We start from the raw sequence: 15,824 nt of genomic DNA on the forward strand, positions 1-15,824 counted from the left end.
CGCATAACCATCGCTCATAAAAAAGCCCCGCAATCGCGGGGCTTTTTTATTACTGCAGTCAGCGCAGGCCAAGCCTGCGCTGCCTTTATCAGGCGCTCTGTGCCAGATCCATCAACTCGCGGTTAGCCACAGCGTACATGGCGTAATCGGTGTTGGTGGCCGCACGCAGTTCGCCGAGCATGACCTTCCAGCGATCCACCAGACGGCGGTGCTGATCCAGCCACACACCGACCCGTTCCTCGATATCTGCAGGGCCTTCGGCCATTTGCAGTACCGACACGGTAATGGCGCGCTGCTGCCAGTCCAGGTCATCGCGGAAGGCCTCGCGGGCCAGCGCTTGCCAGTTGTTTTCCACCGGCAGGCTGGTGATCTGCTGCAGGTACCAGGACAGCTCCAGCGACCCGCCAATGGCGAAGTACGCCGCCGCAACCCGAGCCGGCTCCTGTCCGGTCACATCCGAGGCTTCGATGATCGGCAACAGGGTATACAGATGGCTGGTGCCAGCCACTACCCGCGCCAGTTCTTCCGGCACGCCGGCTTCAACATACCCCTGGAAGCGTGCCAGCCACTGTTCACGGGCCGGGCCTTCGAGCAGTTCGTCGAGTCGACCCACCAGTGCTTCGATGCGCGGCGCGAAATGCGCCACGTCACGGGCCGCATCCAGCTCGTTGCGGCGGCTGCGCAGGAACCAGCGCGTGGCACGGCGGCCCAGACGCATCAGCTCATCCATCAACTGCAGTTGCAGTTCGGCAGGAACCTGATAGTCCAGGGCCTCGATCTGTTTCCACCAATGCGGCAAGCGGAACAGGTCACGCACGATCACATAGGCGCCGGCGACATTTGCCGCGCTCATGCCAGTGGACTCCCTCAGGCGCTGCACGAAGGTGATGCCCATATGGTTGACCAAGTCGTTGGCGATCTGCGTGCTGACGATTTCGCGCTTGAGGCGATGGCGACGCATCGGCTCACCGAACTTCTTCGCCAACAGCGGCGGGAAGGCGGTTTCCATCTCGCGCGCCAGGTACTCGTCGTCCGGCACCAAGGATTTCAGCAGCGACTCCTTGAGGTCAATCTTGCTGTAGGAGATCAGCACCGACAGTTCAGGACGAGTCAGACCCAGACCATTGGCGGCACGTTCGTTGAGCTCGTCGTCGGTAGGCAGAAACTCCAGGGCACGATCCAGCTTGCCGGCCGCTTCCAGAGCCGTCATCAGGCGCTTGTACTCACTCACCCGCTCACGCGCACGGCGCTCAGCCAGCGACAACGCCTGGGTCTGCTTGTAGTTGTTGCCCAAAACCAGGCCACCAACAGCATCGGTCATTTCCACCAGCAGCTTGTTACGCTGCTTGCCGGTCATGTCGCCAGCGCCGACGATTTCGCCGAGCAGAATCTTGATGTTCACTTCATGGTCGGAGCAATCCACACCACCGGCGTTGTCGATAAAGTCGGTGTTGCTCTTGCCGCCATTCAGACCGTACTCGACGCGGCCCAGCTGGGTCATGCCGAGGTTACCGCCCTCACCCACCACTTTGGCACGCAGTTCGCGGCCATCCACGCGCAGCAGGTCGTTGGCCTTGTCGCCAACATCGGCGTGGCTTTCCCGGCTGGATTTCACGTAGGTGCCGATACCACCATTCCACAGCAGATCCACCGGTGCTTTGAGCAAGGCGTTCAGCAGTTCGTTGGGGGCCAGCTTGTCAGCGCTGATGTCGAAGCGCTCTTTCATCTGCGGGCTGATGGCGATGCTTTTGGCGCTACGCAGGAAGATCCCGCCACCCGTCGAAATCAGCTTGGCGTCGTAATCGGCCCAGCTGGAGCGCGGCAGATCGAACATGCGCTGGCGCTCGACAAAGCTCTTCGCCGCGTCCGGGTTGGGGTCGATAAAGATATGCATGTGGTTGAAGGCTGCGACCAGCTGCAGGCTTTCCGACAGCAGCAAGCCGTTGCCGAATACGTCGCCAGCCATATCGCCGATGCCGATTACGGTGACGTTGTCTTTCTGCACGTCGATGCCGCGCTCGCGGAAATGGCGCTGTACCGAGACCCAGCCGCCCTTGGCGGTGATGCCCATGCCTTTGTGGTCGTAACCGGCCGAGCCGCCCGAGGCGAAGGCATCGTCTAGCCAGAAGCCGTATTCGGCAGCAATGCCGTTGGCGATATCGGAGAAGGTCGCGGTGCCTTTGTCGGCCGCTACCACCAGGTACGGATCGTCGCCATCGTGACGCACCACGTTCTGCGGTGGCACCACGGCGCCGTCTTTCAGGTTGTCGGTGATATCCAGCAGGCCGCTGATAAAGATGCGGTAGCAGGCAATACCCTCGGCCAGCACATCATCACGGGTACCGCCGACCGGCATACGCCGTGGAATAAAGCCTCCCTTGGCGCCCATCGGCACGATGACCGCGTTCTTCACCTGCTGCGCCTTGACCAGGCCCAGCACCTCGGTGCGGAAGTCTTCCTCACGGTCCGACCAACGTAGGCCGCCACGAGCGACGTCGCCAAAGCGCAGGTGCACGCCTTCAACACGCGGCGAGTAGACGAAGATTTCGAACTTCGGCGTCGGCCGCGGAATATCCGGAATCGCCCGCGGGTTGAGCTTGAAGCTGAAGTAGGACTTGTTCTGCCCGGCCGCATCGGTCTGGTAGAAGTTGGTGCGCAGGGTGGCTTTGATCAGGTCCAGGTAGCGGCGCAGGATGCGGTCTTCGTTAAGCACCGCAACGTTGTCCAGCGCAGCGAGAATTGCCTGCTCAAGCTTCTGCTGCTTGTCTTCCAGGTCATCGGCGGTGAGCTTGCGCGCCAGGTAGAAGCGCGTCTTGAACAGGCGCACCAGCTCCTTGGCGATATCAGCGTGGTTGACCAGGGTGCTGGCGATATAGCTGAGGTCGAAGCCCAGGCGAATCTGCTTGAGGTAACGCGCATAGGCACGCAGCAGCGCCACGTCACGCCACGGCATGGCAGCCATCAGCACCAGACGGTTGAAGCCGTCGTTCTCCGCCGCGCCGCCAACGATATTGACGAAGGCGCCCTGCAGAGTGTCGTTGAGCTGCTGGATATCGACATCCAGGCCTTCGGCATAGGTGAAGGCGAAGTCGTGAATCCAGAACTCGCGGCCATCGGCGCGGCGCAGTTTGTAAGGGAACTCGCCGAGCACGCGCAGGCCGAGGTTTTCCAGAATCGGCAGCACGTCCGACAGCGGCAGCGGCGTATCGGCGTGGTACAGCTTGCAGTGCAGTTGCTGCTCGCCCTGGGTCAGCGGCTGGTAGAAACTCATGACCAGCTGGCGCTCGCTGTTCAGGCTGAGCAGGTGCTGCATGTCGACCACCGCCGAGTGCGGGGCGAAACGTTCGCGGTAGCCGGCCGGGAAGCCGCCGGGGAATTCGCTGAGGACTTCGGTGCCCTGAGCTTCGCCGAGGCTTTCGACGATCAGGCTGGTGTAATCGTCCTTCCACGAACGGCAGGCCTGGATCACTTCTTTTTCCAGGCGCAGCGGGTCGATCTGCACGCGGTTCTTCGGGTCAACCTTGAGGATGAACTGTACCCGCGCCAGTACCGATTCGGAGAAGAAGGTCCAGAACTCGCAATCGGTAGCCTGCAGACGCTCCATCAGCACCTGCTGGATCTTCATGCGGGTTTCGGTGGAGTACACATCACGCGGCACATAGGCCAGGCAGTAGCAGAAACGGCCATAAGGATCGCGGCGCAGGAACACGCGAATCTTGTTGCGTTCCTGAATCTGCACGATCGCCATGGTGGTGTTGAACAGCTCGTCCACCGGGGTCTGGAACAGGTCGTCACGCGGCAGCACTTCCAATACCTGAGCCAGCTCTTTGCCCAGGTGCGCGCTGCTGTCAAAACCGGAACGCTGCTTGATCACCGCTACCTTGCGGCGGATAAACGGAATGTTCCACACGCTCTCGGCGTACACCGCCGAGGTGTACAGGCCCATAAAGCGGCATTCCTTGATCACCTTGCCCTTGGCGTCCAGTTCGCGGATCGACACCAAATCCGGATACGCCGGACGGTGCACGCGGCTTGGTACGGCAGCCTTGGCGAAGGACAGCAGCTGCGGCTCACGCAGGTAGGCCACAGCTTCTGGTTCGATATGCAGCTCATCGGTCTTGAGGCCAGTGCGCAGGCGCTTGGACATGCCCAGCAGGGACTTCTCGTCGTAGACCATGCTGCCGCCGCCGGCGCTGTCGGCAACGGTGAATTCTTCATAGCCGAGGAAGGTGAAGTGGTCGTCGAGCAACCAGCTCATGAATACCTTGATCTCTTCCAGCTCGGCGCCTTCGACCTTGAGCTTGGCCTTATCCAGCCAAGCCAGCAGTTCCTTGGCCTTGGCTTTCATCGGTTGGAAGTCGGCGACGCTCAGGCGCACATCGCTGAATACTTCGTGCAGGTCTTTTTCCAGGGTCTTCAACTCGCCGACGTTAGCGCAGCGGTCAATCTCCAGGAACATCAGCGCTTCCTGCTGTACATCCTTGCCCTGGGCACCCTTGGGCAGGATTTCCTGCAGCTCGCCACTCTTGTTGCGGCGCACGCTAAACACGCTGTTCTGCAAGGTGTGGATGCTGTAACCACGACGGTTCAGCTCCATGCGCACCGAGTCGACCAGGAACGGAATGTCACTGTGCAGAATTTCCACGGCCGTGTGGGTGGACTGCCAGCCGTGTTTTTCATAATCGGGGTTGAATACCCGCACTTCGGGCTTGGCCGGTTCAAAACGCTCCAGCAATCGCCAGGACGACAAAGTGCAGCCGACCAGATCAGAGAGGCGACGCTGGGTCAGCTCTTCGAGGGCGATGATGCCGAAGAATTGCTCGGCGAACAGGGCTACTTGTGGCAGAGCCTGTTCACTGACGTGCTGCGCCAGCGCCGTTTGCAGGTGGTGCTGAAAATCGGCTTTGCTGGCCGCCGTAAAGAACGCCATGGGTTTGCTCCGTTTGGCTTGTTATTCGTCAGGGGACTCGATCAAGGCAGTCACGAGTAATGACCTTCGCCACAACCTTGTTGTTCAACGTTAGTCTAGGAGGCCGCGATTGCATTAAAGTGGCTGCCACTTAACTCTGGCGAGATTCAAGACTCGCTGGTCACATTTGCCGGATGAGCTTAACGATGGAACACCGTGAAGCGCTTGTCGCGCTGCGACATTTTCTTTCAAGTCAGATCCTCGGCCAGGAAAAACTCATCGAAAGGCTGCTGATTGCCTTGCTCGCCGATGGCCACATGCTGGTCGAAGGCGCTCCCGGTCTGGCCAAGACCAAGGCGATCAAGGAGCTGGCCGAAGGTATCGAGGCCGAGTTCCACCGCATCCAGTTCACCCCTGACCTGCTCCCGGCGGATATCACCGGCACCGAGATCTATCGTCCGGAAACCGGCAGCTTCGTGTTCCAACAGGGGCCGATCTTCCACAACCTGGTGCTGGCTGACGAAATCAATCGTGCCCCGGCCAAGGTGCAATCGGCGCTGCTCGAAGCCATGGCCGAACGCCAGGTCAGCGTGGGCCGCAGCACCTATCACCTGTCGCCACTGTTTCTGGTGATGGCCACGCAGAACCCGATTGAGCAGGAAGGCACCTACCCGCTGCCCGAAGCCCAGCTCGACCGCTTTCTGATGCACGTGAAGATCGGTTTCCCCGACGCCAGCGTGGAACGCAAGATCCTCGCTCAGGCCCGTGGTGAAGCGCTCAACGGTGAAACCAAACCCGAGCAATTGGTTAGCCAGCAGGCAATCTTTGCCGCGCGCCAGGAAATTCTCGGCCTGTATATGGCCGACGCAGTGGAAGAGTATTTGGTGCAACTGGTGATGGCCTCGCGCACCCCGGCCAAGTTCGACCCTGAGCTGGCCGAGTGGATTGCCTACGGCGCCAGCCCGCGTGGCTCGATTGCCCTGGACCGCTGTGCACGGGCCCACGCCTGGCTGGCCGGGCGGGATTTCGTCAGCCCGGAAGATATCCAGGCGGTGCTGTTCGACGTGCTGCGGCACCGCATCATTTTGTCGTTTGAGGCAGAAGCCGCCGGCATCGACCAGGACCGCGTGGTGCAGCGCATTCTCGACGTTGTGGCGGTCGCCTAACCACCATGCACGACCAACCCACGCAGCCCGGCATTCGCGTCAGCCTCGGTGAACTGATCGAGATGCGCCACCGTGTGCGTGAGGTGCAGTTGTTTTCCACGCCGGCGCGGCGCAGCCCGCTGATTGGTCTGCACCACTCCAAACTGCGCGGGCGCGGCGTGGACTTCGATCAGGTGCGCGTGTATCAGCCCGGCGACGACGTGCGCACCATCGACTGGCGAGTGACCGCGCGCACCCAGGAGCCGCACACCAAGCTGTTCCATGAAGAGCGCGAGCGGCCGATCTACATCATGGTCGAGCAGAGCAAACGCCTGTTCTTTGGCTCCGGGCTGATGTTCAAATCGGTGCTCGCCGCCCAGGCCGCCAGCCTGATCGGCTGGGCCGCGCTGGGCCACAATGACCGCATCGGCGGCCTGGTATTCGGTGATCTGGAACACCACGAAATCAAACCACGTCGCAGCAAGCAAAGCCTGCTGCAACTGCTCAGCCGCCTGGCCAAAGCCAATCAGGCCCTGAGCAACGACAGTCAGGGCGGCCGCGACAGCTTCGGCCTGGCCTTACGCCGCGCCCGCGAAGTACTGCGCCCCGGCAGCCTAGTGGTGATTTTGTGTGATGAGCGCACCTTGAGCGACAGCAGCGAACAGCAGCTGCTGCTGTTGGCGCGGCATACCGACCTGCTGTTGCTGCCCCTTTCCGACCCGCTCGACCACGCCCTGCCCAATGCCGGTTTGCTGCGCTTTACCGAACATGGCGCACAGTTGGAGCTGGACACCCAGGACGCCGAACTGCGCCAGGCCTACCGTAGCCTGGCCGATGCCCGCCAGGCGCGCTGGCAGCGCCTGGCGCAGAAGCTCGGCGTGCCGCTGCTGGCCCTGAACACCCAGAGCGAGATGATCGAGCAGCTGCGCGAGCACCTGAATGCCCAGCGGCCGAGGAAAGCCCTGTGAACCCGCTGGATCAACTCGAACCGCTGATCGCCCCTGCACCGATCAGCTGGTGGCCGCCGGCACCGGGCTGGTGGCTGCTCGCGGTGCTACTGCCGCTACTCTTGTGGGCCGCGTTCAAACTGCTTAAACGCCTGCCGCGCAAAGCGGCCGGGCAGTTGGCCGAAGCGCCGCTCGACCCATTGCGCCAGGCCGCGCTGAACGAACTCGAACGCCTGAGCAAACCTTACGACGGCGTAGATGCCGGCCCCTGGCTGCAACAACTCAATGCCATCCTCAAACGCCTGTGCCGCGAACGTTACCCACAAAGCAACAGCCATATCCTCAGCAGCCGCGCCTGGCTGGCCTTTCTCGACAGCCGCTGCCCAGCCGCCGGCCTGACTCGCTGGATGATCCTGGTGGAAGGCGCTTATCGCCCGCACTGCAACCTGGATGACAAGGCCATCGCCGGGCTCAACCAGGCCGTAGCGATCTGGATTCGCAAACATGTTTGAGTTTGCCTGGCCCTGGGTCTTTCTGGTCGCCCCGCTGCCCTGGCTGCTGCGCGCCTGGCTACCGCCTGCGGACAGCGGCGAAGCAGCGCTGAAAATCAGCTTCCTGGCCGAACTGGAAGGTTTGAGCGGCCGCCGCGCCCGCGTACGGCTACCTGCCCTGCGACAACAAGCACCGTTTGCACTGATCTGGCTGTTACTGCTGCTCGCCTGCGCGCGCCCGCAATGGCTGGGTGAGCCGCTGCCGTTGCCGGCCAGCGGCCGCGACCTGCTGCTGGCGGTGGATGTATCCGGCTCCATGGATTATTCCGACATGGTGTGGGAGGACCAGGAAGTCAGTCGTCTGACCCTGGTCAAACACCTGCTCGGTGAGTTTATCGATGGCCGTCAGGGTGATCGGGTTGGCCTGATCCTATTCGGCAGCCGCGCCTACCTGCAGTCGCCGCTGACCTTCGACCGGCAGACCGTGCATACCTGGCTGGATGAAGCGCAGAAAAACATCGCCGGACCACAGACCGCCATCGGCGACGCCATTGGCCTGGCGGTCAAGCGCCTGCGCGAGCGTCCGGCGCAGAGCCGCGTACTGGTGCTGGTGACTGACGGTGCCAACAATGGCGGCGAAATCGATCCCTTGACTGCCGCACGCCTGGCCGCAGAGGAAGGCATCACCATTTACCCGATAGGCATCGGTGCCGACCCCGAGAAAGGCGGCGTACTCGGCATGCTCGGTTTCAACCCCGGTATCGATCTGGACGAGCCTAGCCTGCGGGCAATTGCCGAAGCCACCGGCGGCGAATACTTCCGCGCCCGCGACAGTGAAGAACTGCAGGCGATCGAAGCCACTCTCGATAGACTGGAGCCGGTGGCGCAGAAACCGACTCTGGCGCGCCCGACCTTGCCACTCTATCCCTGGCCGCTGGGCCTGGCCCTGCTGTTCAGCCTGCTGCTGGTCAGCCAAACACTCTGGCCAAGCCTGCAACAACGCTGGCGTACTCAGCTGACACGGCTACGGGGGAAACCGTCATGAGCGAACTGACCAGCCTCTGGCCCCACTGGCAACGACCCTTCTGGCTGCTGCTGATACCGCTATTGGGCTTTTTGCTTTGGCAGCTTTGGCACCGGGAGAAACGTAGCGGTCGCTGGCAAGCATTGCTGCCGGCCGCGTTCCAGTCCGCGCTGCTAACCGCCACCGGTGGGCGCAACAGTCGCCTGCCCTGGCTGGCCCTCGGCCTGGCCTGGCTGCTTGCACTATTGGCACTGCTCGGCCCGAGCTGGCAACGCATCGAACAGCAAAACCCCAAGCCGGCAGACCCGCTGGTGGTACTGCTCGAACTGACCCCAGAGATGCTCGCCAGCGACGCCTCGCCCAATCGCCTGGCCCAGGCCAAGCGCAAGCTGCTCGACCTGCTGGAGGCGCGCCAGGATGCGCAAACCGCCATTGTCGTGTATGCCGGCAGCGCACACACCCTGGTGCCGCTGTCCGACGACCTGGCCACCAGCCGCAACCTGCTTGATGCACTAAGCCCAGAAATCATGCCCGAGCCTGGCAAGCGCGCTGACCTGGCGGTGATCAAGGCGCTGCAACTGCTCGAGCGGGGCGCCCAGGGCAATGGCCGCCTGCTGCTGCTAACCAGCAGCCTCGACGTAACGCAGCGCCAGGCCATCACCCAGGCGCTCGGCCGCCGTGGTGAGCGCCTACGCATTCTCGGCATTGGCAGCACCCAGGGCGCGCCGATCATTCAGGAGGACGGCTCATTCCTCAAGGACGCACAGGGCACCATCTTGCTGCCACGCCTGGACAGCAACGGTCTCAAGCGCTTTGCCAGTGAACTGGGCGGGCTGTATCAGAGCGTAACGCTGGATGAACGCGACCTGCGCAACCTCGGCCTACTCGACGCACCGCAACAGCTGCGCCGCGATGGTGAGCTGACCCAGCTGCAAGCCTGGGCAGACCAGAGCCACTGGCTACTCCTGCCGCTGCTGTTACTCGCTGCCTGCGCTGCTCGCCGCGGCTGGCTGCTTTGCCTGCCACTGTTACTGCTGAGCCTGCCGCAGAACAGCTACGCCTTCAGCTTCGACGACCTCTGGCTGCGTGCCGACCAACAAGGCCAGCGCCTGCTTGAGGCGCAACAACCGGCAGAAGCCGCGCAGCGTTTCCACGATCCGCGCTGGCAAGGCCAGGCGCTCTACCAGGCCGGCGATTACGCTGCGGCCGCCGAACGCTTCGCCAATGGCGAAAGCGCCAGCGATCACTACAACCGTGGTAACGCCCTGGCGCGTAGCAACGAACTGGAAGCGGCCCTAGACGCCTACACCCAGGCGCTGGAACTGCAACCCGACTTGGCTCAGGCGCAAAAGAACAAAGCTCTGGTCGAAGAGCTGCTGCGCCAAAACCAGCAGCAACAGCAGAATCAAACCGACGACCCGCAAGAACCCGACGAGCAGCAGAATCAGCCCAGCAGCCAGCCGCAGGCAGGCCAGTCCGATCCAGACGCACAGCAACAGGCTGAGCAATCGCAGGCCGAGCCTTCAGAGCCTGAAGATCAGGGCGAAAAACCCGCACAACCTAGCGCCTACAAAGACGCGGATACACCGCCGAAACAACCAGAAGAAGACGACAGCGACAGCGGCGTAGAACAGATCGCCAGCGCCGAGCCGGCCCTCGATGGCGAACGGCGTCAGGCATTGGAACAATGGCTGCGGCAGATTCCGGACGATCCGGGCGAGCTACTGCGGCGTAAATTCAGGCTGGAACAACAACAGCGCCAGGAACAACTGCAATGAGCCGACTGCTCTGTACCCTTCTGCTTGGCCTGCTGGCGCTGAACGTCAGCGCGCAAAGCCTGACCGCCAGCGTTGACCGCACGCGCCTGGATGCCGGCGAGAGCGTTGAGCTGACCCTGGAATCGGATGACGCCACGCTGTTCGGCAAGCCCGATCTGCAGCCGCTCAATGAGCTGTTTGAGGTGCTAGGCACCCGCCAGGTCAACCGCCTGACCAGCGGCAGCAACGGTGCCCAGGCCAGCACGCGCTGGATCGTCACCCTGCAACCCAAACACAGCGGTTATGTGGTGATACCGCCGCTCACACTCGGCCAGCTGCAAAGCGAGCCGATTACCCTGCATGTTCAGCAAGCCGCGAGCGCCGATGACAGTCGCCTGGCACCGGTGTTTATCGATGCCAGCCTGGACCAGGAAAGTGTCTATGTGCAGGCGCAAACCGTGCTGACACTGCGCATCTACCACTCCGTTTCACTGTACGACGACAGCAGCCTGACCCAACTGGAGATGCCCCAGGCGCGCGTTGAAGCGCTTGGTGAACCGCGCACCTATGAGAAGGACATCAACGGCATACGCCATGGGGTAATAGAACTGCGCTACGCGATTTTTCCCCAGGAAAGTGGCGACTTGCTGATCCCCTCGCAAGCCTTTACCGCCACTGCAGTTGATCGCTCCGCCAGCAATGCCTACAACCCGTTCGGTCCACGCCCCGGCAAAGTGGTGCGGGTCCGTTCGCCGGAAATTCCGCTGACGGTAAAAGCTAAGCCGGCCGGCTACCCTACCGACGCGCCCTGGCTGCCAGCGCGCGCACTTAGCCTGAGTGAAGTCTGGAGTCCGCAACCGGAGACGGCCCGCGCCGGTGATTCGCTGACCCGCAGCCTACTGCTCAAGGTCGAAGGTTTGGCCAGCGCACAATTACCGCCCTTGCCGGCCACCCAGGTAGCCGGCCTACGCCGCTACCCCGACCAACCCCAATTAGCCAACCAGACCAGCGACAACGGCCTAGTGGCCAGCCGTGAAGAGCGTGAAGCACTGGTAGCCAACCGTGAAGGCGAGATCACCCTGCCGGCAATCGAAGTGCTGTGGTGGAACACCACAACCGACCAACTCGAACGCAGCAGCCTGCCCACGCGTAAGTTGCAGGTGGCCGCAAATCCTAACCTGGAAACCCTACCGATCGAGGTAGCAAGCCCAACCGTGCGCGAGGTGGACAATGCCCACCTCTGGCCCTGGCAACTCAGCACTGCACTCCTAGGCCTGACCACCCTGCTCGGGTTTACCCTGTGGTGGCGCGCGCGGCGCCAGCCTCCAGTGCTGCCTAGCCAGCAGACGGGGCCAAGCCAGCGCAACCTGCTCGATGACCTTAAGCGAAGCTGCCTGGCGAATGACTCGCAGGCCACGCGCCATGCGCTGGACGCCTGGGCCCGGCAGCAGCCGGAAACCCTCGCCGATATGGCCGCGCGTTTTATCCCACTGTCTGAAGCCCTAGACGGCCTGAACGGCGCACTGTACAGCGAAAGCGGCCAGCACTGGCAGGGCCGTAACCTGTGGCTGGCGATTCGCAGTCTGCCCCCCACAGAAGACCTTGAGAGCACCACCAATCCGGATACCAGCGCTCTGCCTCCGCTGTATCCGCGCTAGCCAGTCAAACTCCATCACGGTGCCTTAAGGCGCTGAACCACAACGGTTCAGCAGCCGTGCCCTCCACTCCCCTCACGGTTGTTGGAAGGATAACTATTAGCCGTTGAGCACAGGCGAGTCCGCGATACTGCTAACGGCTTGTGCAAGTCGCGGGCAAGCATGCTTCTGCAGTGTTTAGCCCGGATAGCACCAATGACGTGTCCGCAGAACGCCAATGGACTACAAGTCAGATGCTGCGCGATTCGCATAACAGCAACCGGCAAAAAACCCGGCTTAATCCACGCACAATAAAAAACCGCGACCCGGGGGCCGCGGCTTTTAGTGTTACGACTGCGTATCAGGCTCAAGCCTTGTTGCGCAGCTTCTCAGGGTTAATCAGGAAGCGGGCAAGTGCAGGCAGCAGCCAGATAGCGCCAATCATGTTCCAGAGGAACATAAAGGTCAGCATCAGGCCCATGTCAGCCTGGAACTTGATTGCCGAGAAGATCCAGGTGGCCACACCGATCGCCAGGCAGATACCGGTGAACAGCACAGCCTTACCAGTCGACTTGAGGGTCTCGTAGTAAGCCTCCTGCAGCGACAACCCCTGACGCAGGTAAGTTTCCAGACGGCTGTAGATGTAGATGCCGTAGTCGACACCAATACCCACACCCAAGGCGATTACCGGCAGAGTCGCTACCTTCACACCGATGCCCATAAAGGCCATCAGGGCGTTACCCAGTACCGAAGTCAGCACCAGCGGCAGCATCACGCAGAGCGTCGCAGCGAAGGAGCGGAAAGTCAGCAGACACATGATGCCCACTGCGGCGTATACCGCGAGCAGCATGGTGGTCTCGGACTTGGCGATCACTTCGTTGGTAGCGGCTTCGATACCCGCGTTACCCGCTGCCAGGATGAACTCCAGGCCGTCCTTGTTGTTTTCCTTGGCAAAGTCTTCGGCAACCTTAACCGCACGCGACAGGGTTTCTGCCTTGTGGTCGGTGAGGAACACCAGCAGCGGCGCCACCGAGCAATCACCGTTGTACAGGCCATCAGCTCGGGCAATGGAGTTGTTCAGCACGTCCTGGTTGCGCGACAGGGTTTCCCATTTCAGATTGCCCTCGTTCATGCCCTTTATCACCTGACGCGACACGGTGACCATGGAAATGGCCGACTGCACGCCTTCGGTGTTCTCCATCTTCCACATCAACTCATCCATGGCCGACAGCGTCGGATAAGTCGAGCAACCTTCAGCTGCCGTCTTGACCATGATCACCAGTACATCGGAGCTGGTGGAGTAATTGCGGATGACGAAGTCGTTATCCAAGTTGTAGCGCGAATCCGGGTGCAGCTCAGGCGCACCCTGGTCGAGGTCACCGATCTTCAGGTTCTGCCCGTACCACACACCACCGGCCAACGCCGCGACCGCAACCACCACGGAAATCGGCGCTACCATCGGATGCGCGCAGTTGGAGATAAAGCGCCAGAACGGGTGCTCCTTGTCGGCTTCTTCGCGGCTGATCTTCACCGCCTTCTTGCTGATACCGACATAGGAAATCATGACTGGCAGCAGAATCAGGTTGGTCAGAATGATCACCGCCACACCCATGGATGCGCCGATGGCCAGTTCACGGATCACACCAATATCAATCAGCAGCAGGGTGATAAAGCCCACGGCGTCCGACAGCAATGCCACCAAGCCAGGAACAAACAGCTGACGGAAAGCCATACGTGCAGCGGACAACGAATCAGTTGCTTCGCCGGAGGCCATGGCGATGCCGTTAATCTTCTGTACACCGTGGGAAATGCCAATGGCGAAGACCAGGAATGGCACCAGCATCGAGTAAGGGTCCAGCCCAAAGCCCAGGGTGTGCAGCAGGCCCAGCTGCCAAACCACGGCGATCAAGGTTGCCACGACCACCGCCAAGGTGCTCTTGAAGCAGTGGGTGAACCACAGCAGCAGCACGAAGGTAATGGCGATTGCCACAGCAAAGAACAGCGCTACGCCGATCAGACCATCAATCAAATCACCCACTTTCTTGGCAAAGCCAATGATATGGATTTTGACGTTGGGGTTTTGCGCCTGGTACTTATCGCGGATCTTCTCTTCCAGCTCGTGGGAGAACTTCTGATAATCCAGCGGGATCTGCTTGCTCTGATCGTTCGGATCGGCATAGGTCTCCAGCAATGGCAAGTCAACAATACTCGACTTGAAATTGTTGGCGACCAGACGGCCGATCTGCCCGGATTTGAGGATATTGCTGCGCAGTTCCTCAAGGCTTTCGGAAGAGCCATCGTAAGTTTGCGGGATCACTTCGCCGCCGGCAAAACCCTCTTCAGTCACTTCGGTCCAGCGTACGCTTGGGCTCCAAAGTGACTTCAGCCCGGAACGGTCAACGCCCGGAATATAGAAGGCTTCGTCGTTGATCTGACGCAGCGTCTCCATGTATTCCTTGCTGAAGATATCGCCATCCACCGCTTCCACCGAGATACGCACGGTGTTGCCCAGGTTAGCCAGGTCATTGCGGTGTTCGAGCATCTTCTGGATGTACGGATGCCCCAGCGGAATCATCTTCTCGAAGCTGGTCTGCGGACGCACCTGCGCCGCTTGGTAGAACAGAAACAGACTGATCAACAGGCACAGCAGAATCACGGCCGGGCGATTGTTAAAGATCAACCGCTCCAGGAAGGAGGCAGATTGTTGTTGATGCTTACTCATGCAAAGGCTCCCGGCTTATTGTTGTTGGCCCAGATCGGCGCCAGTAGGCGTAGCAGCATGGACGCCACCCTGCCCTACCAGAATCAGATTGCCGTTTTCCATTGCTGCAACGCCTGCCAGCGAGAGCCGGTCGGCACGATTGGTCACATTGAAAGTGCGGCCGCTGTCGGTGCTCTTGAGTACGGTACCGCCATGCCCAACCACCACGATGGAACCGTCAGCCAGACGATTACCGTCAGCCAGACCAAACTCCAAAGGACCGTTGTTAGTCGTGTTCAAGCTGATTGCCTGCCAGGTCGTACCAAAATCTGCCGAACGGAACAGATGCCCGCGCAGGCCATAGACCAGCAACGCACCGGCTTCATCAGTGCCCAGGGCACCGAATAGAGAACCCTCGTAAGGGCCTTCCAGGGTTTCCCAGGTCTGCCCCCAGTCCGGGGAACGGAACATCGCGCCTTGCTCGCCCACGATAAACAGGCCGGAGTTTTTGACTTCAACAATGGCGTTGAGGTGGTAGGCGTCTTCGTTGTCCATACGGTCGCTGACGTCTTCCCAATTGGCGCCACCGTCAGTGGTTTCCAACAAGGCACCGTAAGCGCCTACTGCATAACCGTTATTGCGGTCCTTGAACCAGACATCCAGCAACGGCGCTTCACGCTCAAGGTCTTCAAACTGTTTGACCCAAGTGGCGCCGCCATCAGTGCTGGCGAGAATCTGCGCATCATGGCCGACAGCCCAACCGTGGGTGTCATCAATAAAGAACACGGCTGTCAGCATTTGCTTGGTCGGCACTTTGGCCTGAACCCAGCTCGCGCCATTGTCGTCGGACAGCAAAATATGCCCGCGATCACCGACAGTGACCAAGCGCCTACCTAGACTGGCAACATCCAGCAGCAGAGTTTGATGGGCTTTGGCAGAAGTGACCGAGTAATGACTGGCGTCATCGCTGGCCGCTTGCAGTGGCGCACTGGCGAACATCAGCGCGGATAGCACACTACACAGCGACAGCGCTTTGGCTATCGGTGAGTGGACGCGGAGCACCGGTGCGCGGGACGATCCCACAACACGACCGGCCTGGGTGCGCCGCATGACGGGCTCACTCATATACCTTCCCCCTTATTCTTATAGGTAGCACTACACTTTTAGCAGTGCGCCTATCCTACTGAGCTTTCAAAAGGCCTGACAATCGGTGCGA

The 15,824-nt window shown here is 61.0% G+C and carries 9 protein-coding genes; 6 read left to right on the top strand and 3 right to left on the bottom strand.

Annotation, left to right across the window (positions count from 1 at the left end; genetic code table 11):
- Positions 1-88: 88 nt before the first annotated feature.
- Positions 89-4,930 (bottom strand): NAD-glutamate dehydrogenase, encoded by a 4,842-nt coding sequence (locus tag ALTER154_RS13435; protein WP_160087803.1) that lies wholly within the window; start codon positions 4,928-4,930, stop codon positions 89-91.
- 185 nt (positions 4,931-5,115) lie between these two features.
- Here ALTER154_RS13435 and ALTER154_RS13440 point away from each other — a divergent pair, with 185 nt between their 5' ends.
- The 6 genes from ALTER154_RS13440 to ALTER154_RS13465 are packed head-to-tail and all read left to right on the top strand — an operon-like array spanning position 5,116 to position 11,931.
- Complete coding sequence (locus tag ALTER154_RS13440) at positions 5,116-6,075, top strand: MoxR family ATPase (protein ID WP_090252347.1); 960 nt, start codon at positions 5,116-5,118, stop codon at positions 6,073-6,075.
- Positions 6,076-6,080: 5 nt separating this feature from the next.
- On the top strand, positions 6,081-7,022 hold the full coding sequence (locus ALTER154_RS13445; protein ID WP_160087805.1) for a DUF58 domain-containing protein: 942 nt from the start codon (positions 6,081-6,083) through the stop codon (positions 7,020-7,022).
- The gene (locus ALTER154_RS13450; protein ID WP_160087807.1) at positions 7,019-7,513 is read left to right on the top strand and encodes a DUF4381 domain-containing protein; all 495 of its coding nucleotides are present in this window, start codon (positions 7,019-7,021) and stop codon (positions 7,511-7,513) included. The genes ALTER154_RS13445 and ALTER154_RS13450 overlap by 4 nt, the downstream gene beginning before the upstream one ends.
- Positions 7,506-8,537, top strand: coding sequence for a VWA domain-containing protein (locus ALTER154_RS13455; RefSeq protein WP_160087809.1), 1,032 nt, complete (start codon positions 7,506-7,508; stop codon positions 8,535-8,537). The genes ALTER154_RS13450 and ALTER154_RS13455 overlap by 8 nt, the downstream gene beginning before the upstream one ends.
- Positions 8,534-10,294 carry a VWA domain-containing protein gene (locus tag ALTER154_RS13460; protein ID WP_256665635.1) on the top strand — a complete coding sequence of 587 codons (1,761 nt, stop codon included), beginning with the start codon at positions 8,534-8,536 and terminating at the stop codon, positions 10,292-10,294. The genes ALTER154_RS13455 and ALTER154_RS13460 overlap by 4 nt, the downstream gene beginning before the upstream one ends.
- The gene (locus tag ALTER154_RS13465) at positions 10,291-11,931 is read left to right on the top strand and encodes a BatD family protein (RefSeq protein WP_160087811.1); all 1,641 of its coding nucleotides are present in this window, start codon (positions 10,291-10,293) and stop codon (positions 11,929-11,931) included. Before ALTER154_RS13460 ends, ALTER154_RS13465 begins: the two co-directional genes overlap by 4 nt.
- A 343-nt stretch (positions 11,932-12,274) precedes the next feature.
- On the opposite strand, the gene ALTER154_RS13470 is transcribed toward ALTER154_RS13465, so the two are convergent.
- Together ALTER154_RS13470 and ALTER154_RS13475 are read right to left on the bottom strand one after the other, a co-directional pair.
- Positions 12,275-14,629, bottom strand: coding sequence for an RND family transporter (locus tag ALTER154_RS13470; protein ID WP_160087813.1), 2,355 nt, complete (start codon positions 14,627-14,629; stop codon positions 12,275-12,277).
- Between the two features lie 15 nt (positions 14,630-14,644).
- Complete coding sequence (locus ALTER154_RS13475; RefSeq protein ID WP_160090126.1) at positions 14,645-15,718, bottom strand: YCF48-related protein; 1,074 nt, start codon at positions 15,716-15,718, stop codon at positions 14,645-14,647.
- Positions 15,719-15,824 lie beyond the last annotated feature (106 nt).

Origin of the sequence: Pseudomonas sp. 9AZ (genome assembly GCF_902506525.1) — a bacterium.
GTDB lineage: Bacteria > Pseudomonadota > Gammaproteobacteria > Pseudomonadales > Pseudomonadaceae > Aquipseudomonas > Aquipseudomonas peli.

Excerpts from the sequence above, each read along its gene's own strand:
- ALTER154_RS13435 (WP_160087803.1), bottom strand. The coding sequence starts at position 4,930 with ATGGCGTTCTTTACGGCGGCCAGCAAAGCCGATTTTCAGCACCACCTG.
- ALTER154_RS13440 (WP_090252347.1), top strand. The coding sequence starts at position 5,116 with ATGGAACACCGTGAAGCGCTTGTCGCGCTGCGACATTTTCTTTCAAGT.
- ALTER154_RS13445 (WP_160087805.1), top strand. The coding sequence starts at position 6,081 with ATGCACGACCAACCCACGCAGCCCGGCATTCGCGTCAGCCTCGGTGAA.
- ALTER154_RS13455 (WP_160087809.1), top strand. The coding sequence starts at position 7,506 with ATGTTTGAGTTTGCCTGGCCCTGGGTCTTTCTGGTCGCCCCGCTGCCC.
- ALTER154_RS13460 (WP_256665635.1), top strand. The coding sequence starts at position 8,534 with ATGAGCGAACTGACCAGCCTCTGGCCCCACTGGCAACGACCCTTCTGG.
- ALTER154_RS13465 (WP_160087811.1), top strand. The coding sequence starts at position 10,291 with ATGAGCCGACTGCTCTGTACCCTTCTGCTTGGCCTGCTGGCGCTGAAC.
- ALTER154_RS13470 (WP_160087813.1), bottom strand. The coding sequence starts at position 14,629 with ATGAGTAAGCATCAACAACAATCTGCCTCCTTCCTGGAGCGGTTGATC.
- ALTER154_RS13475 (WP_160090126.1), bottom strand. The coding sequence starts at position 15,718 with ATGCGGCGCACCCAGGCCGGTCGTGTTGTGGGATCGTCCCGCGCACCG.